Source organism: Corallococcus sp. AS-1-12 (assembly GCF_020036995.1).
In the GTDB taxonomy this organism is placed as follows: Bacteria; Myxococcota; Myxococcia; order Myxococcales; family Myxococcaceae; genus Corallococcus.
The window spans coordinates 517794-540966 of record NZ_JAIQDD010000003.1; the positions used below are offsets into that span (position 1 = coordinate 517794).

22 protein-coding genes are annotated in these 23173 nt (G+C 71.2%); 17 read left to right on the top strand and 5 right to left on the bottom strand.

Annotation, left to right across the window (positions count from 1 at the left end; translation table 11 throughout):
- Positions 1–45 precede the first annotated feature (45 nt).
- From K8556_RS06955 to K8556_RS06990, 8 genes are read left to right on the top strand one after another with little or no spacing between them, the layout of a single operon-like run.
- Positions 46–1914, top strand: a complete 1869-nt coding sequence (locus tag K8556_RS06955) for a TIGR04551 family protein (protein ID WP_223739217.1) — start codon at positions 46–48, stop codon at positions 1912–1914.
- A 4-nt stretch (positions 1915–1918) separates the two neighbouring features.
- The gene (locus K8556_RS06960) at positions 1919–2134 is read left to right on the top strand and encodes a hypothetical protein (protein ID WP_223739218.1); all 216 of its coding nucleotides are present in this window, start codon (positions 1919–1921) and stop codon (positions 2132–2134) included.
- Positions 2131–3372, top strand: coding sequence for a diaminopimelate decarboxylase (lysA, locus tag K8556_RS06965; RefSeq protein WP_223739219.1), 1242 nt, complete (start codon positions 2131–2133; stop codon positions 3370–3372). The genes K8556_RS06960 and lysA overlap by 4 nt, the downstream gene beginning before the upstream one ends.
- Before the next feature lie 16 nt (positions 3373–3388).
- A complete protein-coding gene (dapA, locus tag K8556_RS06970) occupies positions 3389–4276 on the top strand; it encodes a 4-hydroxy-tetrahydrodipicolinate synthase (RefSeq protein ID WP_223739220.1) in 888 nt (295 codons plus the stop codon).
- 15 nt (positions 4277–4291) lie between these two features.
- The gene (gene dapB, locus K8556_RS06975; protein WP_223739221.1) at positions 4292–5110 is read left to right on the top strand and encodes a 4-hydroxy-tetrahydrodipicolinate reductase; all 819 of its coding nucleotides are present in this window, start codon (positions 4292–4294) and stop codon (positions 5108–5110) included.
- Positions 5107–5874 carry a fumarylacetoacetate hydrolase family protein gene (locus tag K8556_RS06980; protein WP_223739222.1) on the top strand — a complete coding sequence of 256 codons (768 nt, stop codon included), beginning with the start codon at positions 5107–5109 and terminating at the stop codon, positions 5872–5874. Before dapB ends, K8556_RS06980 begins: the two co-directional genes overlap by 4 nt.
- Complete coding sequence (gene folK, locus K8556_RS06985) at positions 5871–6410, top strand: 2-amino-4-hydroxy-6-hydroxymethyldihydropteridine diphosphokinase (protein ID WP_223739223.1); 540 nt, start codon at positions 5871–5873, stop codon at positions 6408–6410. Before K8556_RS06980 ends, folK begins: the two co-directional genes overlap by 4 nt.
- Positions 6407–7780, top strand: coding sequence for a lipopolysaccharide assembly protein LapB (locus tag K8556_RS06990; RefSeq protein WP_223739224.1), 1374 nt, complete (start codon positions 6407–6409; stop codon positions 7778–7780). Before folK ends, K8556_RS06990 begins: the two co-directional genes overlap by 4 nt.
- A gap of 12 nt (positions 7781–7792) precedes the next feature.
- On the opposite strand, the gene K8556_RS06995 is transcribed toward K8556_RS06990, so the two are convergent.
- Positions 7793–8857, bottom strand: coding sequence for an SIS domain-containing protein (locus tag K8556_RS06995; protein WP_223739225.1), 1065 nt, complete (start codon positions 8855–8857; stop codon positions 7793–7795).
- A 119-nt stretch (positions 8858–8976) separates the two neighbouring features.
- Between K8556_RS06995 and fsa the strand changes: the two genes are divergently transcribed.
- From fsa to K8556_RS07015, 4 genes are all read left to right on the top strand, one after another.
- The gene (gene fsa / locus K8556_RS07000; RefSeq protein ID WP_223739226.1) at positions 8977–9642 is read left to right on the top strand and encodes a fructose-6-phosphate aldolase; all 666 of its coding nucleotides are present in this window, start codon (positions 8977–8979) and stop codon (positions 9640–9642) included.
- A gap of 160 nt (positions 9643–9802) precedes the next feature.
- On the top strand, positions 9803–10939 hold the full coding sequence (locus tag K8556_RS07005; protein ID WP_223739227.1) for an acyl-CoA dehydrogenase family protein: 1137 nt from the start codon (positions 9803–9805) through the stop codon (positions 10937–10939).
- Between the two features lie 131 nt (positions 10940–11070).
- Complete coding sequence (locus tag K8556_RS07010) at positions 11071–11868, top strand: electron transfer flavoprotein subunit beta/FixA family protein (RefSeq protein ID WP_014399255.1); 798 nt, start codon at positions 11071–11073, stop codon at positions 11866–11868.
- 41 nt (positions 11869–11909) lie between these two features.
- The gene (locus K8556_RS07015) at positions 11910–12875 is read left to right on the top strand and encodes an electron transfer flavoprotein subunit alpha/FixB family protein (RefSeq protein WP_223739228.1); all 966 of its coding nucleotides are present in this window, start codon (positions 11910–11912) and stop codon (positions 12873–12875) included.
- Between the two features lie 92 nt (positions 12876–12967).
- Here the strand turns inward: K8556_RS07015 and K8556_RS07020 are convergent, their stop codons facing one another.
- Positions 12968–13540, bottom strand: a complete 573-nt coding sequence (locus tag K8556_RS07020) for a cytochrome c oxidase assembly factor Coa1 family protein (protein WP_223739229.1) — start codon at positions 13538–13540, stop codon at positions 12968–12970.
- Between the two features lie 111 nt (positions 13541–13651).
- Between K8556_RS07020 and K8556_RS07025 the strand changes: the two genes are divergently transcribed.
- The 4 genes from K8556_RS07025 (at position 13652) to K8556_RS07040 (ending at position 17331) form a co-directional block, all read left to right on the top strand.
- Positions 13652–14629: a GNAT family N-acetyltransferase gene (locus tag K8556_RS07025; protein ID WP_223739230.1), complete on the top strand. Its 978-nt coding sequence runs from the start codon at positions 13652–13654 to the stop codon at positions 14627–14629.
- A gap of 87 nt (positions 14630–14716) precedes the next feature.
- Positions 14717–15640, top strand: a complete 924-nt coding sequence (locus tag K8556_RS07030) for a DMT family transporter (protein WP_223739231.1) — start codon at positions 14717–14719, stop codon at positions 15638–15640.
- Between the two features lie 65 nt (positions 15641–15705).
- Positions 15706–16680, top strand: a complete 975-nt coding sequence (locus K8556_RS07035) for an MBL fold metallo-hydrolase (protein WP_223739232.1) — start codon at positions 15706–15708, stop codon at positions 16678–16680.
- Between the two features lie 36 nt (positions 16681–16716).
- Complete coding sequence (locus K8556_RS07040; RefSeq protein WP_223739233.1) at positions 16717–17331, top strand: MOSC domain-containing protein; 615 nt, start codon at positions 16717–16719, stop codon at positions 17329–17331.
- A 15-nt stretch (positions 17332–17346) separates the two neighbouring features.
- Here the strand turns inward: K8556_RS07040 and K8556_RS07045 are convergent, their stop codons facing one another.
- The 3 genes from K8556_RS07045 to K8556_RS07055 form a co-directional block, all read right to left on the bottom strand.
- Positions 17347–18768, bottom strand: a complete 1422-nt coding sequence (locus K8556_RS07045; protein ID WP_223739234.1) for a DUF3943 domain-containing protein — start codon at positions 18766–18768, stop codon at positions 17347–17349.
- A 202-nt stretch (positions 18769–18970) separates the two neighbouring features.
- Positions 18971–20392, bottom strand: coding sequence for a DUF3943 domain-containing protein (locus K8556_RS07050; protein WP_223739235.1), 1422 nt, complete (start codon positions 20390–20392; stop codon positions 18971–18973).
- 270 nt (positions 20393–20662) lie between these two features.
- Entirely contained in the window at positions 20663–22138 is a 1476-nt protein-coding gene (locus tag K8556_RS07055; RefSeq protein ID WP_223739236.1) for a pentapeptide repeat-containing protein, read from the bottom strand.
- A 44-nt stretch (positions 22139–22182) separates the two neighbouring features.
- On the opposite strand from K8556_RS07055, the gene K8556_RS07060 reads away from it, so the two are divergent.
- Positions 22183–23145 carry an RluA family pseudouridine synthase gene (locus K8556_RS07060; protein ID WP_223739237.1) on the top strand — a complete coding sequence of 321 codons (963 nt, stop codon included), beginning with the start codon at positions 22183–22185 and terminating at the stop codon, positions 23143–23145.
- Positions 23146–23173 lie beyond the last annotated feature (28 nt).

Consider the following 23173-nt stretch of genomic DNA (forward strand, 5'->3'; position numbering starts at 1 on the left):
TTTACACCCGGCCGCGTCATGTCGCGGCCCCGGAGACCGTTGACCATGTCTCACGTCCTGCTGGCGGCGCTGCTCGTCGCCTCGTCCACGGCCACCGCGCAGACGCCGGTGCCCGATGGTGGCACCACGCCCTCGGCACCCCAGGAGTCGGCTCCCGCCGCGGCTCCCGCGGCTCCGGCCGCCGTTTCCCCCGCCCCCGCCTCCGAAGGCTCCGTCAGCCGCGAGGAGCTGGAGCAGCGCCTGGAGGCCACGCGACAGGAGCTGCGCGAGGACATCCGCGCGCAGACGGCCACCCAGGCCGTGGCCAACAACGACTGGCAGGAGGAGTGGACGGAGGAGAAGCGCAAGCTGGAGCTGTTCACGCTGGACGGCTACCTGCGCGTGCGCCCCACGCTCTTCTACAAGTTCGACCTGGGCAAGCCCCCGCTGCCCTCCGGCACGCCCCTGGGCCGCCAGCTCTGGACGCGCTCGCCGCGCTCCGGCGCCGAGCAGACCCAGGCCGGCGCCAACATGCGCTTCCGCCTGGACCCGTCCTTCAACATCTCCGAGGACGTGCGCATCAAGGCGCAGGTGGACGCGCTGGACAACGTCCTCTTGGGCTCCAACCCGGACAGCGCCTACAGCGGGGATGGGCGCAACAACTTCACGCTCTTCTCGGAGAACCAGTCCCCGTCCGACTCCGCCGTCAACGCGTTCAAGGACTCCGTCCATGTCCGCCGCGCGTACGGTGAGGTGACGACGCCGGTGGGCATCCTGCGCTTCGGCCGCATGGGCAGCCACTGGGGCCTGGGCATGCTGCGCAACGACGGCAACTGCCTGGACTGCGACTACGGCGACACGGTGGACCGCATCCAGTTCGTCACCGAGCCGTTCGCCGGCTGGTACGTGACGCCCATGCTGGACTTCAACTCGGAGGGGCTGTCCACGGAGAAGGCCAACGCCCTGGGCGAGCCGGTGGACCTCACCCAGTCCGACGACGCGCACAGCCTGGTGCTGGCCATCGCGCGGCGCGACACCGACCAGCAGCAGAAGGCCAAGCTGGACAACAACCAGGGCGTCCTCAACTACGGCCTGTACTTCACCTACCGCACGCAGCGCTACGCCACCCTGACGGAGACGGGCGTCCCCTTCGAGGACGCCAACCCCTCCATCCCCGTCAACGTCACCACGCCGGCCTTCGTCCCGCGCGGCGGCACGCTCTACATCCCGGACCTGTGGTTCAAGTACGAGGAGAAGAAGTTCCGCATCGAGGCGGAGTTCGCCGCGCAGTTGGGCACCATCGACGGGCGCGCGCTCACCGCCACCGACCCCACCACCCAGTCGCTGCGCGTGGCGCAGTTCGGCGGCGTGCTCCAGACGGAGTTCCACGTCATCGAGAACAAGCTGCACCTGGGCATCGAGGCGGGCTTCGCGTCCGGTGACAGGGCGCCGGGCTTCGGCAACTACCCGGGCCGCCAGGGCACGGGCTCGGACGGCAACACCGCGCCGGGCGACGTGGAGGGCCGCCAGTACAGTTGCGACACCGGCGGCTGCAGCGACAACGCCATCCGCAACTTCCGCTTCAACCGCGACTACCGCGTGGACCTCATCCTGTGGCGGTCCATCCTCAACGGCGTCACGGACGCGTTCTACGTGAAGCCGGGCCTCAAGTACTCCATCGCGGAGGGCTTCGACGTCTTCGGCAGCGTCATCTACTCGCAGGCGTTCTACGCGGAGTCCACGCCGTCCTACATCAGCAAGAGCCTGGGCCTGGAGGCGGACATCGGCGCGCGCTACGTCACCGAGGACGGCTTCGTGGCGGGCATCGACTACGGCATCCTCTTCCCGCTGGACGGCCTGAAGGACCTGAACCTGCCGGCCCAGGAGCTGAACACCGCGCACGCCATCCGCGGCACGCTGGCCATCCGGTTCTAGCCCCATGCGCTCCTGCCTCCCGCGGCTGTGCGCCGCCACCAGCCTGACGCTCGCGCTGGTGGCGTGCGGCATCAAGGGCAGCCCCCGCGCGCCCCGGCCGGCGCCGCTGCCCGCGCCCACGGCGGAGACGGTGCCCGCGCAGCAGCCGCCGCGCGGGCCCGTGGAGCCCTCCGGCCCCACGGTGCCTCCGTCCACCCTGGACGCCGGGCTGCCCGAGTGAGCGTCTTCCACCACCACAAGGGCGTGCTGCACGCCGAACAGGTGCCGCTGCCCGCCATCGCGGACGCGGTGGGCACCCCCACGTACGTCTACTCCACCGCCGCGCTCACGGAGCGCTTCCAGGCGGTGACGGAGGCGTTCCAGGGCCAGAAGCACCTCATCTGCTACTCGGTGAAGGCCAACTCCAACCTGGCCATCCTGGGGCTCTTCGCCCGGCTGGGCAGCGGCTTCGACATCGTGTCCGGCGGCGAGCTGGCGCGCGTGAAGCAGGCCGGCGGCGAGACGGGCAGGACGGTGTTCGCCGGCGTGGGCAAGACGCCGGACGAGATGGCCCAGGCGCTGTCCCAGGGCCTGCTGCTCTTCAACGTGGAGAGCGCGGAGGAGCTGGAGGCGCTGGACGCCGTGGGGCGCAGGCTGGGCAGGCGCGCGCCGTTCGCCCTGCGCGTGAACCCGGACGTGGACGCCAGGACGCACCGCTACATCTCCACCGGCCTGAAGACGTCCAAGTTCGGCGTGCCCTTCGAGGAGGCGGTCGCCCTCTACGCGAAGGCGAAGAAGCTGAAGGGGCTGAAGGCGCTGGGGCTGGACTGCCACATCGGCTCGCAGCTCACGCGCACCGCCCCCATGAAGGCCGCCCTCACCAAGGTGGCGGACCTCTACGTCACGCTCAAGGCCCGGGGCCACGCGCTGGAGTACCTGGACGTGGGCGGCGGGCTGGGCATCACCTACTCCAACGAGACGCCGCCCAGCCCCCAGGAGTACGCGCGCACGGTGCTCAACGCGACGGAGGCCACGGGGGCCACGCTGCTGCTGGAGCCGGGGCGGGCGCTCGTGGGCAACGCGGGCGTGCTGCTCACGCGCGTGCTGTACCGCAAGCCCACGCGGGCGCGCACCTTCGTGGTGGTGGACGCGGGCATGAACGACCTGATGCGCCCGGCCCTCTACGAAGCGCACCATGACCTCCAGCCGGTGGTGAAGCGCCGCGGCCGGGACGTGGAGGTGGACGTCGTGGGGCCGGTGTGTGAGTCCACGGACGTGCTCGCGCGGGCGCGCCCCCTGGTGCTGCCCCGCCAGGACGACCTGTACGCCTTCATGAGCGCCGGGGCTTACGGGATGAGCATGGCTTCCACCTACAACTCGCGGCCCCGGCCGGCGGAGGTGCTGGTGGACGGAGCGGCCTGGCGTGTCGTGCGGGAGCGCGAGCGCGTCGAGGACCTCTGGCGCGGCGAGCGGGCCTGAACGTATAAGCGCCGGCATGAAGACCTTCGAAGGCTCCATGACGGCGCTGGCCACTCCGTTCCGTGAAGGGGTGCTGGACGAGGGGGCCTTCCGTGCCCTGGTGCGCTACCAGTTGGACGGCGGCACGAGCGTGCTGCTGCCCATGGGCACCACCGGCGAGGCCGTGACGATGGACGCGGACGAGCGCGCGCGCGCCATCGCCGTCGTCGTGGACGAGGTGAAGGGCCGGGTGCCGGTGGTGGCGGGCGCGGGCAGCAACAGCACCCGAGAGACGATCGAGTCCGTGCGCCGCGCGCGCGAGGTGGGCGCCGACGGCGCGCTCATCGTCACGCCCTACTACAACAAGCCCACGCAGGCGGGCCTGGTGGAGCACTACCGCGCCATCGCGAAGGAGCACCCGGGCTTCCCGCTCATCGCCTACAACGTGCCGGGCCGCACGGGCGTGGACCTGCTGCCGGACACGGTGCTCCAGTTGTGTGACGTCCCGGAGGTCGTGGCGCTGAAGGAGGCCACGGGCAACCTCATCCGCGCGGTGGACCTGGTGGAGAAGTGCGGCGACCGGATGACGCTCCTGTCCGGTGACGACTTCACGGTGCTGCCCTTCATCGCGTGCGGCGGCAAGGGCGTCATCTCCGTGTCCTCCAACGTCGCGCCCCGCATGATGGCGGACCTGGTGGCGGCGGCGCGGAGCAACGACATGGCGAAGGCGCGCGGGCTCCAGGTGCGGATGAACGCGCTGCACCGGCTGCTCTTCGTGGAGTCCAACCCCATCCCGGTGAAGTGGGCGCTGCACCTGATGGGCATGTTCGGCCCGGAGCTCCGCCTGCCGCTCGTGCCCATGGGCGAGGCGAACGCCGCGAAGCTGAAGGCCGAGCTGTCCGGGCTGGGCCTGCTGAAGGGCTGAAGGGAAGAGAGCGCCATGACCCGCACCGTCATCACCGGCATCTCCGGCCGCATGGGCAGCACGCTGGCGCGCCTGGCGAAGGCCGCCAGCGACCTGCCGGTGGTGGGCGCCACGGTGCGCCCGGGCAGCCCCCTCTCCGGGCAGGACGCGGGGCTCGTGGCCCGGCTGGGCGCTCCGCTGGACGTGGTGGCGCACGACGACCTGGGCCGCGCGCTGGACGGCGCGAAGGCGGACGTCGTCGTGGACTTCACCGGCCCGGAGGCCACGCTGGAGCACGCGCGCGTCTGCGCCGAGCGCGGCGTGGCGCTGGTGGTGGGCACCACGGGCTTCTCGCCGGAGGGGCGCGCGCGGCTGGAGGCGTACGCGAAGCAGGTCCCCATCGTCGCGGCGCCCAACATGTCCGTGGGCGTGAACCTGGTCATCCGCATGGCGGCGGAGCTGGCGCGCGTGCTGGGGCCGTCGTTCGACGTGGAGGTGCTGGAGACGCACCACCGCATGAAGAAGGACGCGCCCAGCGGCACCGCGCTCAAGCTGGCGGAGGTGCTGGTGGACGCGCTGGGCCGCACGAAGGACGACCTCACCTTCGCGCGCGAGGGCCAGACGGGCGCCCGCCCGCCGGGTGAGATTGGCGTGCAGGCGCTGCGCGGCGGGGACGTGGTGGGCGAGCACACGGTGTACTTCTTCGGGGAGGGCGAGCGCATCGAGCTCACCCACCGCGCGACGAACCGTGATCAGTTCGCGCAAGGGGCGCTGAGGGCCGCGCGCTGGGTGGCGGGCCGCGCGCCGGGACTCTATGACATGGCCGACGTGCTCGGCCTCCAGGGGAAGACATGACCGCCCGTTACTGCCGCTTCCAGGTCGAGGGCCGCGCCAGCTTCGGCCGCGTCGACGGCAACGAGGTGGTGGTGCTCACCGCCGCGCCGTGGGCCGGCGGCAAGGAGACCGGCCTGCGCCGCTCGCTCCAGGGGCTCACGCTGCTCACGCCCTCGGACGCGTCGAAGGTCGTCTGCATCGGCCAGAACTACCGCAAGCACGCGGAGGAGATGGGCAAGCCCATCCCCACGGAGCCGCTCATCTTCACCAAGCCCTCCACCGCGCTCAACGGCCCGGGGTCGCCCATCCGCATCCCCAGGGCGAGCCAGGAGGTCCACCACGAGGCGGAGCTGGCGCTCGTCATTGGCGAGCGCCTGAAGAACGCGGACGAGGCCACCGCCGCGCGCGCCATCTGGGGCCTCACCGCCTTCAACGACGTCACCGCGCGCGACATCCAGCGCAAGGAGATCCAGCACACCCGCGCCAAGGGCTACGACACCTTCGCCTGCGCGGGCCCCTGGGCCGTGACGGGCCTGTCGCCCGCGGACCTGCGGGTGGTGTGCCGGGTGAACGGACAGGTGCGCCAGGATGGCCGCACGTCCGACATGGTGTTCAGCCCCGCCCGCCTGGTGTCCTTCATCTCCCACATCATGACGCTGCTGCCCGGCGACCTGGTGAGCACGGGCACGCCGTCCGGCGTGGGCGCGCTCAAGGCGGGGGACACGGTGGAGGTGGAGCTGGAGGGAATCGGAACCCTGGTGAACCCGGTTGAGATGGAGCCTTGAGTGCGACCGTCTATGTAGGACTGGGTTCCAACGAGGGCGACCGCGAGGCCCACCTCGTGGCCGCCCTCTCCGCGATGTCGTGCATCGACGCGGTGTCGGTGCTGGGCTGTTCCTCTCTCTATGACTCGGCCCCGGTGGGGCCCGCGCAGCCGCGCTTCCTCAACGCCGTGGTGGCGCTGGAGTGCGACCTGACGCCGCAGCGCCTGCTGTGCATCCTCCAGCGCATCGAACAGGACCTGGGCCGCCGCCGGCTCCAGCGCTGGGGCCCGCGCACCATCGACCTGGACATCCTCCTGTGGGACGAGGAGGACCACTGCGTCGTCGCGGACGCGAACCTCCAGGTGCCCCACCTTGAACTGCACAAGCGCCGCTTCGCGCTGGAGCCCCTGGCGGAGCTGGCCCCCGACTCCCGCCACCCGGTGCTGGGCATGACGGTGCAGGAGCTGCTCGCGAAGCTCGCCCCCCAGGACGTCCGCAAGCGCGAGGCCCTCTACTGGCCCGACATGGGCGCCCGTTTCCCCGTCCACGAACTATGAGCCTGTCCCTCGTCCTGGCCACGACCGCGCTGCTCGCGGCCGAGCCCACCTCCCTGCCTCCTGGCCACCCCACGATTCCCCCCGGCACCCAGGCGTCGCCTGCGGGCATGGGCGCTGGCGCCAATGCCGCCACCGGCGCGCTGCCCCCCGGCCACCCCACGATGCCCGCGGGCTCTCCCGTGGCGCCGGGCACGCCGCTGCCTTCGGGCCACCCCACGGTGGACGCGAACAAGCTGCCGCCCTCCGCCGAGGAGCTGATGAAGCAGCTCGACTCGTCCGAGGGACTGCGCGAGCGGGAGAAGACCTTCGAGATCGCCTCGTCGCTGGGCAAGCTCTACTACACGAACGGCCGCAACGCGGAGGCGCTGGCCTACCTGGGCCAGGCGCAGGCCAAGGCGGACGGCGTGCGCTCGCTGTTCCTCGCGTCCAGGAAGAAGCTGGGCAAGGCCGCCATCCCCACCCCGGAGGCCGCGAACTGCGGCTTCACGCCTGGCCAGGCGCTGGACGCCATGGCGGCCGTGGCGCAGGCCCGCGCGAAGTCCGGTGACACCGCGGGCGCCGCCGCGTGCGCGGGCGCCGCGCTGGTCCCCGCGGTGGACGTGGACGTGTTGATGGGCAACGCGCTGTACCTGGGCGGTGACAGCGCCAAGGCGCTGAAGGCGTATGAGCGCGTGCTGGAGGTGGAGCCCCAACACGAGGAGGCGCTCTACGCCCACTCCTCGCTGCTCTTCGAGACGCAGGGCGAGAACCTCCCGGCGCTCGGCGCCGCGCGCCAGGGCTTCGACGCGCTGGTGCAGGCGCATCCGAACTCCCAGCGCGCGCCCATGGCCCGCGAGCTGAGCGTGCGCATCCAGGAGATCGCCAAGGCGGGCGGGCGCAAGAAGTGGCTTCAGTCGCGCGCCGAGGACCGCAAGGTGCGCCTGTCCCAGTCCACCGCGCAGGCCGCCGCGATGCCGCCGGACGCGCCGCGCCCGCTGACGCCGGAGATGGTGGACGCGGTGAAGAACACCGAGCGCACGCCGGAGCTGGAGGCGGGCCTCACGAAGCTGGTGGAGGAGGGCGAGGAGCACCTGGCGCGCGGCCGCTACCAGGAGGCCCTGGCCAACTACACCCGCGTGGTGCCCTTCCAGCCGGAGAACGGCCGCGCCAAGGCGGGCATGGCCTGGGCGCTCGTCGGCCTGGGCCGCCCCATGGGCGCGCGCGTGTGGAGCGTGGCGCTGGAGTCCGACGCGGGCGCGGTGGAGAAGCTGGGCGACACGCTGCTCGCCAAGGGCGACGCCAAGGGCGCCAGGGCGCTCTGGGAGAAGCTGGCCCAGGACGTGCCCAACTACCCCAACAAGGCCGCGCTCCAGGCGAAGCTGTCGCAGTAGCGCCCGGCCTTCCTAGACGAACTTCGCCGCCAGCAGGTCCTGGACGTCGAGCAGGCCCACCGCGCGGCCCTCGACGTCCACCACGGGCAACTGGTCCACCTTCAGCTCGCGCATCTGCGCGGCGGCGGTGAGCACCAGCGTGTCCGGGGTGATGCAGCGCGGGCGCTTGCCCATCACCTGCCGCACCGGCACCTCGAAGTCGGTGTGGCCCTTCTCCACCAGCCGGCGCAGGTCGCCGTCCGTGAAGATGCCCTCCAGCTTCCCGTCCCGGTCCACCACGCACGCGGCGCCCGGCCGGCCCGGCGTGTTGGTCATCACCACCACCGCCAGGGACAGCCGCGCGGTGTCCAGCACCAGCGGGTTCGCGGGGCCCGTGCGCATCAGCTCGAAGACGCGCAGCACGGAGCGCCCCAGCTTCCCGCCCGGGTGCAGGAGCGCGTAGTCGTCCCGCCCGAAGGGGCGGCTTCGCAGCAGCGTCATGGCCAGCGCGTCCCCCACGGCGTGCAGCGCGGCGGTGGACGCGGTGGGCACCAGGCCCATGGGGCAGGCCTCTTCAATCCGGCCGATGTCCAGCACCACCTCCGCGCCCTTCGCGAGCGGGCTGTCCGCGTCCCCGGTGAGCGCCACCACCGGCGTGCCCATGCGCTTGAAGAGGGGCAACAGGCGCAGGAGCTCCTCCGTGCTGCCGCTGTTGGACAGCGCGAGGATGACGTCGCCCGGGCCCACGCGGCCCAGGTCCCCGTGCACGGCCTCCGCGGGGTGGAGGAACACGGAGCGGATGCCGGTGGACGCCAGCGTGGAGGACAGCTTCTGGCCGATGTGGCCCGCCTTCCCCATGCCCGTCACCACCACCTGGCCCGGGCAGTCGCGCACCAGCTTCAGCGCGCGCAGGAACGCGTCCCCCAGCCGGTCCGTGACGCCTAGAATCGCGCGGGCCTCCGCCTCCAGCACGCCTCGCGCGTAGGTGAGCGCGGCCTCGTCGTCGTCGTCGCGGCGGGCGGGGGCGGGGGAGGGCGCGCGGCCGGGGAGGGCACGCAGTTTGGGCTTCTTGGCGGTGGAGCGGGGAGCGCGGGCCATGGATGGGCGCTACCTCTACTCCAGCCGTCGCGTGGGCGGCCATCCTTGACGCATGGGGGGGCCTGGGCTACGGCCTGCCCGCCCGGCCGCCCGTGGCCGGAAAAACCCAAGGGGACGGCATGAAGTTCTTCATCGACAGCGCGGACGTCGGCGAAATCCGCAAGGCCCATGAGATGGGCTGCGTGGACGGCGTCACCACCAACCCGTCACTGCTGGCCAAGGTCGGCCGCGGGCTGGACGAGACCATCCGCGAGATCTGCTCCATCGTGGACGGTCCCATCAGCGCGGAGTGCGTGTCGCTGGACGCCCCGGACCTCATCAAGGAAGGCCGGGAGCTGGCGAAGATCCACGACAACGTCGTGGTGAAGATCCCCATGGGCGTGGAGGGCATGAAGGCCGTCAAGGCGCTCACCGCGGAGGGCATCCGCACCAACGTCACCCTCTGCTTCTCCGCCAACCAGGCCCTGCTGTGCGCCAAGGCCGGCGCCACGTACGTGTCGCCCTTCGTGGGCCGGCTGGACGACATCTCCCAGGACGGCATGGAGCTCATCGCCCACATCCTGGAGATCTACCAGAACTACGACTTCACCACGCAGGTGCTGGTGGCCAGCGTGCGCAACCCCGTCCACGTCCTCCAGGCCGCGCGCCTGGGCGCGGACGTGGCCACGCTGCCCTACAACGTCATCACCCAGTTGGCGAACCACCCCCTCACCGACTCGGGCATCAAGAAGTTCCTCGCGGACTGGGAGAAGGTCCCCAAGCAGGGCAAGCCCGCGGGGAAGTAACCGCCCGGGCTCCCAGGCCGGCTTCCGAGCCTCCCCTCCGCCGTTCCGGTGTCCCTGGAACGACGGGGGGCCCCTTTCGGGGGCTGGCGCCTGGACGGCGGGAGCGGTATGGCAGAGGGAGCGGATTGATATTTGAATCAACCTTCCCGGAGCCCCGCCCATGGATTTCCAGCTCAGCGAAAACCAGCGCGCCTTGCAGGAGGCCGCGCGCAAGTACGCCCGTGACGTGGTGCGCCCCAAGGCCCCCCACTACGACGAGACCTCCGACTTCCCCAAGGACCTCATCTCCGCGGCCTTCGAGCTGGGCCTGCTGAACATGGCCATCCCGTCCGAGTACAACGGCGTGGGCCTGACGCACCTGGAGCAGGTCATCGTGTGCGAGGAGCTGGCGTGGGGCTGCGCGGGCGTGGCCACGTCCCTCATCGCCAACGACCTGGCCAACCTGCCCATCATCCTGTCCGGCACGGACGACCAGAAGAAGCGCCTGCTGGCCCCCTTCGGGGAGAAGCTGAAGCTGAGCTGCTTCTGCCTCACGGAGCCCGCCGCGGGCTCGGACGTGGCGGCCATGGGCACCACCGCGCGCCGCGAGGGTGACGAGTACGTCCTCAACGGCAGCAAGTGCTTCATCACCAACGCCGGCTACGCGGATCAGTTCACCGTGTTCGCCACGCTGGACAAGGGCAAGAAGCACAAGGGCATCACCTGCTTCGTCGTGGAGGGCCGTCCGCAGGGGCTCACCACCGGCAAGCACGAGAACAAGATGGGCCAGCGCGCCAGCAACACCGCCACCGTCACGTTCGACGAGGTGCGTGTCCCTGTCGCCAATCGCATCGGCGAGGAGGGCGAGGGCTTCAAGATCGCCATGGCCACGCTGGACAACAGCCGCCCGCTGACGGCGAGCATCTCCATCGGCATCGCCCGCGCGGCGCTGGAGCACTCGCTGGAGTACTCCGCGCAGCGCCAGACGATGGGCAAGCCCATCCGCGAGCACCAGGCCGTCCAGTTCATGCTGGCGGAGATGGCCATGAACACCCACGCCGCGCGCCTGCTCACCTACGAGAGCGCGCAGGTGCTGGATGAGGGACAGCGCAACACCCTCCAGTCCAGCTACGCGAAGTGCTTCGCCGCGGACATGGCCATGAAGGTCGCCACGGACGCGGTGCAGGTGTTCGGCGGCTACGGCTACATGAAGGAATACCCCGTGGAGAAGCTGATGCGCGACGCCAAGCTCATCCAGGTCTACGAGGGCACGAGCCAGGTGCAGCGCCTGGTCATCGCGAAGGAACTGTTCAGGTAGAAAAGCAAAACTGTGCCCGGCGGGGCTTTCCCGTTGCCGCCGCCGTGTGCGGATGTCTATTACTCCGGCCCTGATGCGCGACGCGTCAAGCGCCCGATTTCCAAACACTCCCCACTGAGGAGAAGCCCGCCGTGAAGATTCTCGTCACCGCCAAGCGCGTGGAAGATCCCGAGTCGAAGATCAAGGTGAAGCCGGACGGCTCGGACATCGTGAAGGAGGGGCTGAAGTACAAGATCAACCCCTTCGATGAAATCGGCGTGGAAGAGGGCCTGCGCCTCGCGGCGAAGCACACCGGCGAGGTGGTGGTGGTCTCCATCGGCGGCAAGGAGGTGCAGGAGCAACTGCGCCACGCGCTGGCCATGGGCGCCAACCGCGCCATCTGGGTGAACCACACGGGCCCGTTGGATCAGTTGGGCATCGCGGGGCTGCTCCAGAAGGTCGCGGAGAAGGAGAAGCCGGACATCGTCCTGCTGGGCAAGCAGTCCATCGATGACGACCAGAACCAGGTGGGCCAGTACCTGGCCGAGTTCCTGGGCTGGGGCCAGGCCACGTTCGCCTCCAAGGTGGAGTCGCTGGAGAGCGACCAGGAGAAGAACAAGGTCCCGGCGGTGGTGCTGTCCGCGGACAAGAAGAGCGTCCAGGTGGTGCGTGAAGTGGACAACGGGCTGGCGACCCTGGAGGTCCAGCTCCCCGCCATCGTCACCACGGACCTGCGCCTGAACCAGCCGCGCTACGCCAGCCTCCCCGGCATCATGAAGGCGAAGAGCAAGCCCATCGAGGAGCTGACCCCGGCGGGCCTGGGCGTGGACGTGGCCCCCAAGATTCAAGTGCTCAAGCTGGCGTCGCCTCCGGCGCGCAAGGCGGGCATCAAGGTGCCGGACGTGGCCACCCTGGTGGAGAAGCTGCACAACGAGGCGAAGGTCGTCTGACCGCGCTCCCAACCCTTCCAACGATTCCGGAGACAGACACCATGTCCATCGTCCTCATCGTCGCCGAGCAGCAGCCGGACGGGAACCTGCGCAAGGCCTCCCTCAACGCCATCGCCGCGGGCAAGCAGCTCGCGGACAAGGCCGGCGCGGAGCTGCACCTCGTCCTGCTTTCCAAGGACCCGTCCAAGCTGGCGGAGGAGCTCAAGGGCTCCGGCGCCAAGGTCATCCACACCGCCGCCGCTCCCGAGTTCGAGCACTACCTCGCGGAGACCTACGCCCCCGTCATCGCGGGCCTGGCCCAGGAGCTGAAGGCCACCTTCGTGGGCGCGGCCTCCACGGCGCAGGGCAAGGACCTGCTGCCGCGCGTCGCCGCCCGGCTGAAGGCCGCCATGGCCACCGACATCACCGCCATCAACGGCGGCGGCGCGGACATCACCTTCACCCGCCCCATGTGGGCCGGCAACGTGTTCGCCGAGGTGAAGCTCTCCACGCCGGTGCAGGTCATCAGCATCCGCGCCACGGAGTTCAGCCCGGCCGCGGGCGCCGGCGCGTCCGCGGAGGTGAAGTCCTTCCAGCCGAAGCTGGAGGCCTCCAAGACGAAGTTCGTGTCGTTCAACGAGGTGAAGAGCGCGCGTCCGGAGCTCACGGAGGCCAGCGTGGTGGTGTCCGGCGGCCGTGGCACCAAGGGCGACTTCAAGGAGATTGAGGCGCTGGCGGACCTGCTGGGCGCCGCGGTGGGCGCGTCCCGCGCGGTGTGCGACGCGGGTTGGGTGCCCAACGACCTGCAGGTCGGTCAGACGGGCAAGGTCGTCGCGCCGAAGCTGTACGTCGCCGCGGGCATCAGCGGCGCCATCCAGCACCTGGCCGGCATGAAGTCCTCGAAGACCATCGTCGCCATCAACAAGGACCCGGAGGCGCCCATCTTCCAGGTGGCCGACTACGGCCTCGTGGACGACCTCTTCAAGGTCCTGCCCGCGCTGCGCGAGGGCATCCAGAAGCTGAAGTAGGGCCGCCTCCGCCGTCCTCACGGCGGACCGTGACCCGCGAGGGGCGCGTCACCGGGACATCCCGGCGGCGCGCCCTTTGCCGTTGGTGGGGCCTACAGCTCGATGTCGGTGTCGTGGCCGGGCTTCTGGCGCGCGGGCGGCTCCGGGGGCTCGGTGTCGTCCGGCTCCAGCTCGTGGGGCACCTCCTCCGGCTCCGGGGGGGCGCCGGGGGCTTCCGGGGACGGCTCGCCCGTGTCGAGCAGGTCGATGCGCTGCCCGTCCTCCACCTGGACGTAGAGGGTGCGGAAGGTCCACGTCTCGCCGTCCTTGTCGGCCACGGCGTGGAGGCTGCCGTCCGCCTTGGGGCCGTCCAGCGGGACGGTGAACTCCGCGTGGGTGCGGCCGTTGCGGGTGCTCACCTGGGTGTTGCTGGGGAAGCCCGGCGTGAAGGTGCCGCCCAGGGCCTGCCGCACGTGCGGATCCTCCTGGGCCTCCGCGATGGCGTCCGTGTACGCGCCCATGTCCTTGAACGACGAGTAGCCCCAGCCCACGGCGATGGCCGCGAAGCAGAAGCACGAGCCCAGCATCCCCAGGCAGCCCAGGGGCACCGCCCATTTCCAATTGCGGCTCCACCATCCCTGGCGGGGAACGGGTGCGTACTCGCCCTCGGGCATCGTCGGCGGCATGGGCCCTCCTGGCCTGGACCTGGGGCCGTGTCATAGCCGTTTCCGGACGAAGCGGGGGTGGGCCTGCACCGGGGGCGGGTTTCGGGGGCGCCTTCATGACAGAGTGGGGGCATGCCCTCTGGTGGCGTCTCGACGGCCGAGCTCGCGGACCTGCTTGCGGCGCTGCCCTTCGGCCACCGGCTGTGGGTGCGCGGCATGGGGCGGTGTCTCTACCCGCTCCTGCGCAGCGGGGACGCGGTGCGGCTGCTGCGCTGCGGGCCGGAGCGGCTGGCGCGCGGGGACGTGGCGCTGGTGCGGCACGGGCCGCGCCTGGCCGCGCAGGTGGTGCTGTCCACGGAGCCCTGGGTGACGGCGTCGCTGTTGGGCGGCACGGACGTGGCGGGCGGGGAACTGGTGGGGCGCATCATCGCGCTCAAGCGCGGGCGGTGGGTGATGCGGCTGCCCCGGCCCACGCGGCCGGCGCTGTTCCTCCTGCAGCGCACCCTGTCCGGCGTGTGGACGAAGCCCGCGTCCCGGGCGGTGTTCCGCCACCTGCGCGACCTGTTCTCCGGGTGGACGAAGCCGCTGCGCCGCCAGTTCGTGGGCCCGCTGGAGATCCGCCTGGTGCGCCCGGAGGACCTGGACGCGCTGCTCGCCTTCGCCACGGAGCGGCTGGTGGTGTCCGGCACCTTCCTGCGCCGGCAGCTCCGCGACCGGTGGGGCCTGCCCGCGGACCGGCGCGTGGGCGCGGCGGCGGGCGCCTTCGACGCCCAGGGGCACCTGCTCGGCTTCGCGTGGGCGGACGACTACCACCAGGAGGGGCTGTCGCTGGACGGCTTCTGGGTGCGCTCGCTGGTGGTGTCCCCCAAGGTGCGGCGCATGGGCGTGGCCACCGCGCTGGTGCGGTGCCTGGTGGAGGAGATGCACCGGCAGGGCGCGGACCGGCTCCACGCGGACATCGACGAGGACAACACCGCCTCCCTGCGGACCTTCTCCGGCCTGGGGTTCCGCCCCGCGCCGGACGCGCTCACGGTCGCCACGAACCAGCAGTGGGACGCGGCCGGGGGGAGCAAGCGGCTGGTCGTGCTGGTGCGCCCCCTGCCTCCCTGACGCCGGATGGGGGTTGCGCTCCGCCGGTGGCTGGGCCAAACGGCGGGGCGTCCTGCTCGAGGCCTTGGGCGGGGAAGGGTGGATGCGGTGTCCGAAGGGCGTGACGGTGCGCGGTGGAGGGCGGACGGGGCGCTGGTGCTCCTCACCGTCTTCTGGGGGCTGACGTTCGTGGTGGTGAAGGACGCGCTCGCGTTCGCGGACCCCTTCACCTTCCTCACCCTGCGCTTCGTGGTGGGCGCGGCGGCGCTGGCCGTCATCGCGCGCCGGCGGATGTTCGCGCCCGGCATCGTCCCCAAGGGGCTGCTCCTGGGCGGGGTGCTGTTCCTGTGCTTCGCGCTCCAGACGGTGGGGCTGACGGATACGACGCCGTCGCGCGCGGCGTTCCTCACCGGCCTCAACGTCCTCTTCGTCCCGCTGCTGTCCATGGTGCTGCTCAAGCGCCTGCCCCGGTGGGGCACCAGCGTGGGCGTGGTGCTGGCGGCGGTGGGGCTGTACTGGCTGACGCGGCCCACGCCGGACGACGCGCTGCCCGGGGGCATGGGCGGCTTCCGCCTGGGGGACTGGCTGTCCATCGGGTGCGCGGTGGCGTACGCGGGGCACATCCTGCTCACGGAGCGCTTCGCGTCGAAGGACAACGCGGTGGGCCTGGTGGCGGTGCAGTTGGTCGGCGTGGCGGTGCTGTCCGCGCTGTGCCTGCCCTTCGTGGAGCGCCGGCTGGAGTGGAGCCAGCCGCTGGTGGTGGCGGTGCTCGCGTGCGGCGTGCTCGCGAGCGCGGTGGCCATCCTGGTGCAGACGTGGGGCCAGGCGCGCACCAGCGCCGTGCGCGCGGCGCTCATCTTCGCGCTGGAGCCGGTGTTCGCCTCGGCCTACTCCGTGGCGGTGGGCCGCGAGGTGCTGGGCCCGAAGGAGTGGCTGGGCGGCGCGCTCATCGTCGTGGGCGTCTTCGCGTCGGAGCTGGGCACGGTGGTGTGGGACGGATGGCGGGCACGGGGCCGCACGCCCGCAGCCTGAGCATCCGACGCGGCTCCAGCCGTGAGCGCGAGCAGCCGGGCCGCGCTATAGACAGCGCCCATCCCATGAGCGTGGAGCTGAGACGCAACGGCCTGCACCTGTCGGGCACGCCCCTGTCGCTGGACGCGAAGCGCAAGTCGCCGCTGTCCTTCGTCAGCCACGGACACTCGGACCACATCGCCCGCCACGAGAGCACCATCGCCACGGCCGCCACGCTGCGCTTCATGGCCCACCGGCTGGGGCCGGTGGCGGCGCCGCTGTCCGTGCCGTTCCGCCGCCCGTTCGAGCTGGGCCCGCTGCTGCTGGAGCTGCTGCCCGCGGGCCACATCCTGGGCAGCGCGCAACTGCGCGTCACGCGCGCGGATGGCAGGCGCATCGTCTACACGGGGGACCTGAACACCGCGCCGTCGCTCACCGCGGAGGCCACGGAGGTGGCCACCTGCGACACGCTGGTCATCGAGTCCACCTTCGGGCACCCGCGCTACCGCTTCCCGCCGCGCCCGGAGGTGCTGGGGCAGGTGGAGACATGGCTCCACGCGCAGTTGAGCCGGGGCGCGACGCCGGTGCTCCTGGGCTACCCCCTGGGCAAGAGCCAGGAGGCGATGAAGCAACTGGCCCTGCGCGGCTTCAAGCTGGTGGCGCACCCGTCCATCTTCGAGGTGGCGGAGCTGTACGCGGAGCTGGGCGTCCCCATCGAGAACCTGCGCCGCTACGACGGCCGCGTGGAGCCGGGCGAGGTCCTCTTCTTCCCGCCGCACCTGGCGCGGGGCGGAGCCCTGGCGCCGCACTGGCCCCGGGCCACGGCGGTGCTCACCGGCTGGGCCATGGACCCGGGCGGCGCGCGGCGCTACGGCGCGGACGTGGCCTTCCCGCTGTCCGACCACGCGGACTTCCCTTCGCTGCTGCGCTACGTGAAGGACACCGGCGCGCGGGACGTCATCACCTGCCACGGCTTCGCGGAGGAGCTGGCCCAGGCGCTGCGCGACGCGGGCACGGACGCCCGCCCGCTGGGCAAGCCACAGCAGATGACCCTGTTTTGATTTCGCCGCGCTGGCGTGTTGGAACGGGCGCCCGATATGCCCACTCCTGCTCCCTCGCTGACCGGACACCTGGCCAACGTGCTGCTGTGCACGGACGCTGAACCCAAGCGCTTCGTCACCCGGGAGGTCCCGGAGGTGACGGTGGACTTCGCGGGCATCGTGGGGGACCGGCACGCGGGCCTCACGCGCAAGGCGGACGTGCGGGTGCCGTGGTTCCCCAAGGGGACGCTCATCCGCAACACCCGGCAGCTCTCCATCGTGTCGCGCGAGGAGCTGGTGGAGGTGGCGCGCGCGCTGGGCGTGCCGCACGTGCTGGCGTCGTGGCTGGGCGCGAACCTGGAGCTCGTGGGCGTGCCGCGGCTGACGCACCTGCCGCCGGGGACGCGGCTGTTCTTCCCGGAGGACGCCACGCTGGTGATGGAAGGGGAGAACCACCCCTGCGTGCAGCCGGGCCGCGTGATTGAAGCGCACCACCCGGACCTGAAGGGGCTGGCGGGCCGCTTCGTGAAGGCCGCGTGGCAGAAGCGCGGGCTGGTGGGCTGGGTGGAGCGCCCGGGCCTCATCCGCGCGGGCGACGAGGTGCGCGTGATGCTGCCGCCGCCGGTGACGTACTCGCTGCCCTCCGCGCCGCCGTCGGAGGCGGTGGGCTGAGCGTCCTCCCCGCCGTCAGTGCAGGGACACGAAGATGCGCAGTTGCCAGGTGTCCTTCGTCACGGACGGGAAGGCGTCGAAGCGGCTGTGGCGCCGGAAGAAGTTGAGCTGCGAGCCCATCCCCAGGTTCCGGTACACGGGGAGGTCCACCTGGAGCTGGGCCTGGTGCACCCGGTGCGCGCCGCCGGAGCCGTCCACCACCACCACGTGTTCGGCGCCCGCCTCCAGCGTGACGACCTCCCAGTCCTCGCGCAGGTACGCCATCTGGAGCTGGAAGCCCAGGCCGGGGCCGTAGTCGTAGTCCCGGCCCTCGTTGCCCTCGCTGTCGGTGTGCTCGGAGGTGACGCCGGTGAGGAGGCTGCCGTCCACGAGCAGCGCGGTCCTCAGCCGGGCGCGGTTGGGGAACTTGTGCTCGTGCAGCAGGCCCGCGTTCAGGGACTGGCCGCCCACCTCGTACGCGAGCGTGTCCGTGTAGTCGAGTTGCTGGAGCAGCCCCAGGCGCAGCTCGTCGCGCTCGGCGCTCCAGAGCGTGGACTTCACGAGCAGGCCCTGCAGCCTCGCGTGGCTGACGAGGCTGCTCTCCCGCGAGGTGAACTGGACGCGCGCGTTGAAGGCGTCGAAGGGCCGGTGGTGCGCGCCCCGGTACATGTCGCCGTAGCGCAGGGTGCCCTGGATGAAGAACTGATCCTCGCCCCAGGCCAGGGACCTGCCGTCCCCCAGCTTGAGGTAGCCCAGGGAGGCCCAGCCCGCGATGTCCTCCGGCCACCACTCCGTCGGCGACGGGCCGTGGTGGGAAACGTCGCCGCGCGCCACGCGGTTGATGCCGCGCATGGGGCTGAGGACGCCGGCGGTCAGCTCGCGCACGAAGCGCTGGCGGCCCCGGGCCTCCGTGTCCAGCACCAGCGAGGACAGGCGGTAGAGGGCCTCGCCCATGGCCACGCCGCCCACGGTCGTGTTGATGAGGTCATTGGCGGAGGGCGGCTCGTTCTCCGCGAACAGCTCCCACTGCAGGCTGCCCAGGAAGGTGAGCGGCACCGCGGCCTGGAACGGCAGGCCGTTGTCTCGCGCGGCCGTGTAGTAGAGGCCGCCGTGATACGGGTGGGCGAACTGGTTGGTGGAGAAGCCGTCCTGGTCCCAGACGAAGCCGGTGCGGAAGTTCTCCTTCCACACGGACGTGGAGATGTACGCCCAGTCCTTCTTCGCGATGTACCGGTCATACGTCCAGACGACCCCGTTGATGGCCGTGACTTCCCCCACCGCGATCCACGGGTGGGGCCCGGGGTTGTCCCGGAGCTCGTCCTCCCTCACGGGCGCATCCGCCGGCAATGCGGCGTACGCCTCGGCCACGGGAGGGCAGGGCTCCCACCGGGTCTCCTGGCCGGGCGAAAGCCGCGCCGCGCAGAGGGCCATGACGCTGGACGGAACGGAGCGCGCCATGTCCTGTGGCGAACCATCCGCGACCGCGACGCAGGCGCGCAGGGCGCACGCCAGCGCCACGCCTCGCGGCAGCCATGGCCCCCACCCACCGTGCCCCATCCGGTCCGCCCGCGCCTCCGCGCACGGCTGCATGCCGCGCTCGCGGAAGGTAAGCAGTCAGGTGTTGGAAAGCGCCCCCGGAGCTCATCCTTTCGGGCGACTTCTAGTAGTGCACGGAGAAGAAGACGCGCAGTTGGTACGCGTCCTTCTCCACGTCCGGGTAGGACTCGAAGCGGCTGTGGCGGTGGAACCAGTTCAGCTCCGTGCCCAGCCCCAGGCGCTTGTACACGGGGATGTCCGCCTGGAGCTGGCCGGTGAAGACCTGGTGTGAGCCGCCGGAGCCGTCCACCACCACGATGTGGGAGGTGCCCGCCTCCAGCGTGAGGACCTCCCAGGCGCCGCGCATGTACGCGACCTGGAGGTTCAGGCCCAGGCCGGGACCGTAGTCGTAGTTGCGGCCCGCGACGCCGCTGTGCTCGGAGGAGATGCCGGTGAGGAGGCTCCCGTCCACCAGCAGCGCGGTCCGCAGCTTCGAGCGCGCGCCGAGCTGGCGCTCATGCAGCAGGCCCGCCTCCACGGACTGGCCGCCCAGCTCGTACGCCTCCGTGTCCACGATGCTGAGCTGCTGGAGCAGGCCGAAGCGCAGCTCGTCCTTCTCCGTGCTCCAGAGGGACGCCTTCAGCAGCAGCCCCTGGATGCGCGCATGGCTGATGAAGCTGGTCTCCTTCGAGGTGAACTGGACGCGCGCGTCGAAGGCGTCGAAGGGGCGGCGGATGTCGCCCTGGTACATGTCGCCGTAGCGCATGGCCGCGTGGAGGAAGAACTGGTCCTCGCCCCAGGCCAGGGGCCGGCCGTCACCCAGCTTGAGGTAGCCCAGGTTGCCCCAGATGGACAGGTCGCTGGGGCGCCAGTCCGGGGGCGTGGGCTCGTGGCGCGTCACGTCGCCGCGCACCACGCGGTTGAAGCCGCGCACGGGGCTCATGGCGGCGGCGGTGAGCTCGCGCACGAAGCGCTCGCCGCCCCGGGCCTCCGTGTCCAGCACCAGCGAGGACAGCCGGTAGAGCCCCTCGCCAATGGCCATGCCGCCCACGGACGTGTTGATGAGGTCGTTGGCGGACGGCAGCTCGTTCTCCGCGAACAGCTCCCACTGCGCGCTGCCAAACAGCGTGAAGGCCAGGGCGGCCGCGTAGGGCACGCCGTTGTCGCGCGCGGCCGTGTAGTAGAGGCTGCCGTGGTACGGGTGCGCGAACTGGTTGGTGAGGAAGCCGTCCGCGTCCCAGACGAAGCCCGTGCGCAGGTTCTTCGCCCACGTGGACGGGCTCACCTTCGCCCAGTCCTTGTTCGCGAGGACCCGGTCCCACGTCCAGACGAACAGGTTGATGGCCGTCACTTCCCCCACCGCGAGCCACGGGTGGGCCTTCTCCCGGCGCGCGTCCTCGCGGACGGTCTCCTCGTTCAGCGGGGCATCCGCTGGCGGCGACCGCGGTCCGGCCCGTGCGGGAGCCTCCGTTGCGGGAGCGTCCTCGCACGGCGCCTCCTGGGCGAAGGCGGGCGCGCCCACCAGCAGCGCGCAGGCCAGCCGCACGCCCCCTGGAGGCCACGGACTTCCGCCTCCGCCGTGCCCCCGTGCGTGCCTGCCTCGCCCCATATCCCGTCCGCCGCACCCTCGCTCGCGGTGCCACGCCGCGCGTCTTGAAGGTAGGCGGCGAGGCGCCGGATGAAATCCTCCTCCTGGAAGGAGGGAGAAACGGCTTCCAGCGCACAGGCGGCGGAGGACATGACAAGGCCCGGCGGGATGCGCCTGGGGGCGCTCCGGCCGGGCCGTGTCGTCACGTCACCCGCGGGACGGAAGGCCTCAGGCCTCCGGCGACTGGACGATGAGCTTCTCCTTGCCGCACACGTCGCACCGCACGTGCACGAACAGGTCGTCGTCGCTCTCCTCGGGCACCTCGCCCTCGGGCACGCCCAGCTCCGCCTTGGCCAGCGCCGGCACCTTGGCCGGGATGTCCTGCGCCTTGAGCGACTGCACGTAGGTCATCTCGCGCTCGTGGCACTCGCGCACCTCCGGGCCGGACAGCCACTGCGGCTCCATGCCCTCCGGCAGCCGGCTGAGCAGCTCCAGGTTCGACACGGACTCCGCCAGGTACGCCAGGCGGCGCAGCCGCGCCTCCTCCGGCAGGGCCGCGAACACCTGGAAGCCCTCCAGCAGCGCCTGCCGGTCCTCGCCCGTGGCCGCGTTCGCCAGCTCCAGCGACGCGTCCGCCGACTCCAGCGCCTCGTCCCAGTTGTTCTCCGGGTTGAAGCCCGCCTCCAGCAGGGACGTGTAGAGCTGCGCGGCGGCCAGCCGGCGGCGCACCTCGTGCAGGTGCTCCACCACCTCGTGCGTCAGGCGCAGCTCCAGGAGCGCCCCCGTGGTGCGCGGGTCCACGGAGCCCGTGAGGTCGTCCACCTCCACCTCGGTGCGCAGCTCCGCCTTGAGCTGCTTCGCCGCGGCGAAGCGGAACAGGGGCAGCACGCCCACCTCGCGCAGGTACACCGCCGCGACGTTGGCCTCCTTGCCGCCCATGCGCAGCGCCTTCTGCGCGCGCTCCACCGCGCCGGGGTCCGCCGCGGGCTTCTTGTTCTCCAGCCGCGTCTTCACCGCCTCGCGGTAGAGCGTCTCCAGGGAGCTGCCCGGCGGCAGCCGCTGCGGCAGGAGCGGACGCAGGCCCGGCACGTCCAGCACCCAGAGCGGGGGCGCGCCCACGCGCTTGAGCGCCCGGAAGAAGAGCGAGCCCGGCGGGTCCTGCGGCCGGAACGGGGGCAGCTCGTCCGGGTGCGCGGAGGTCGCGCCGTCCATCGCGCCGCCCGCGTGCGACTGGCCGAGCATCTTCTCACGCTGCTCGCGGGTGAACGCCGTGATGCCCTGCACCGGCGGGGGCGGCGGCGGCGGGGCCTCCTCGCCGTCCAGGCCCGTCACGCGGTCCATGTCCACGTCGTCCATCTCCAGGTCGTCCAGACCCTTGGCGCCCGTGAAGTCACAGCGCAGGAGCTTGAGCTTCTCGAAGACACAGCCTTCCAGGTTGGCGCCCCGGAAGTCGCAGTCCTGGAGGCGGCCCCCGTGGAAGTAGGCGTTGGTGAGGTCCGTGTCCCGGAAGTTCATCTTCGACAGGTCACAGCGCTCCCACTCGGAGCCCACCAGCTCCAGTCCGGAGAGGTCGGCGTTGGCGGAGAACAACTGCGTGAACGTGGCGCCCGTCTGGCCGGTGGGCGCCTGGCCGGACTTGCGCAGCTTGTTCCATTCGGCGGAACCGTTCTGGAGCAGCTTCTCGATAGTTGGGGCTTTCGGCATGGACCCCGAATTATTCGTGTGCTCTGGTCCAGGCGCCAGCACAAATGATCGAGTACCGAATCGAAGCCGACACCGTCGGGATGCGGCTGGACAAGCACCTGCGCAAGCGGATGCCCAACGTCCCCGTCAGCCACCTCTTCAAGATGATCCGCACCAAGAAGGTGCGGGTGAATGGCAAGCGCGCGCAGCCGGAGCAGTTGCTTGTCGAAGGAGACGTGCTCACCATCCGCGGCACCGAAGAGCAACTCACCCTCGCGGAGCGTCCGAAATCGGACCGTCCGCCCCCCCCGCCGCCACCGGTGGACCCCTCCCGGCTGGTCATCCTGATGGAAGACGACTGGCTCATGGCCGTGGACAAGCCCAGCGGAATGGCCGTCCATACCGGCAGCGGCATCACCGGGGGCACCCTGGTGGACTACGTGCGCGCCTACCTGGGCCCCAAGGCCACCCGCAACGACTTCACCGCCTCCCCCGCCCACCGCCTGGACCGGGAGACCTCCGGCGTCATCCTGGTGGCCAAGCGCCGCCCGGCGATGGTGCATTTCACGGAAATCTTCACCCACGGCCACCCGAAGAAGCGCTACCTGACCCTGGTGAAGGGGAAGATGCCGAAGGATTCCGGCGTCATCGACCTGCCGCTCGCCGAGCACCAGCAGACGGCCGAGTCCAAGGCCCGTCGGGGAGTGAACATGCAGGAGGCCGTCACCCGCTGGAAGGTCGTGCGCCAGTCGAGCGAGGCAGCCCTCCTCTCCTGCACCATCGAGACCGGGCGCACGCATCAGATAAGAAGGCACCTGGTCGCCGTGGGCCACCCGGTGGCGGGTGACAAGAAGTACGGAGACTTCGCCTTCAACCGCGACGTGCGGGCGCGCTGGGGGCTCAAACGTCTGTTCCTGCACGCCGAGCGCATCGAATTTCCGCACCCCGAGGATGACAGGAAGGTCGTCGTGGAGACCCCCATGCCACCCGAATTGAAGGACGTGCTGAAGCGGGCGGCGCTCCTCTAAGCCTTGAGCCCAGGACTCGACAGAACAC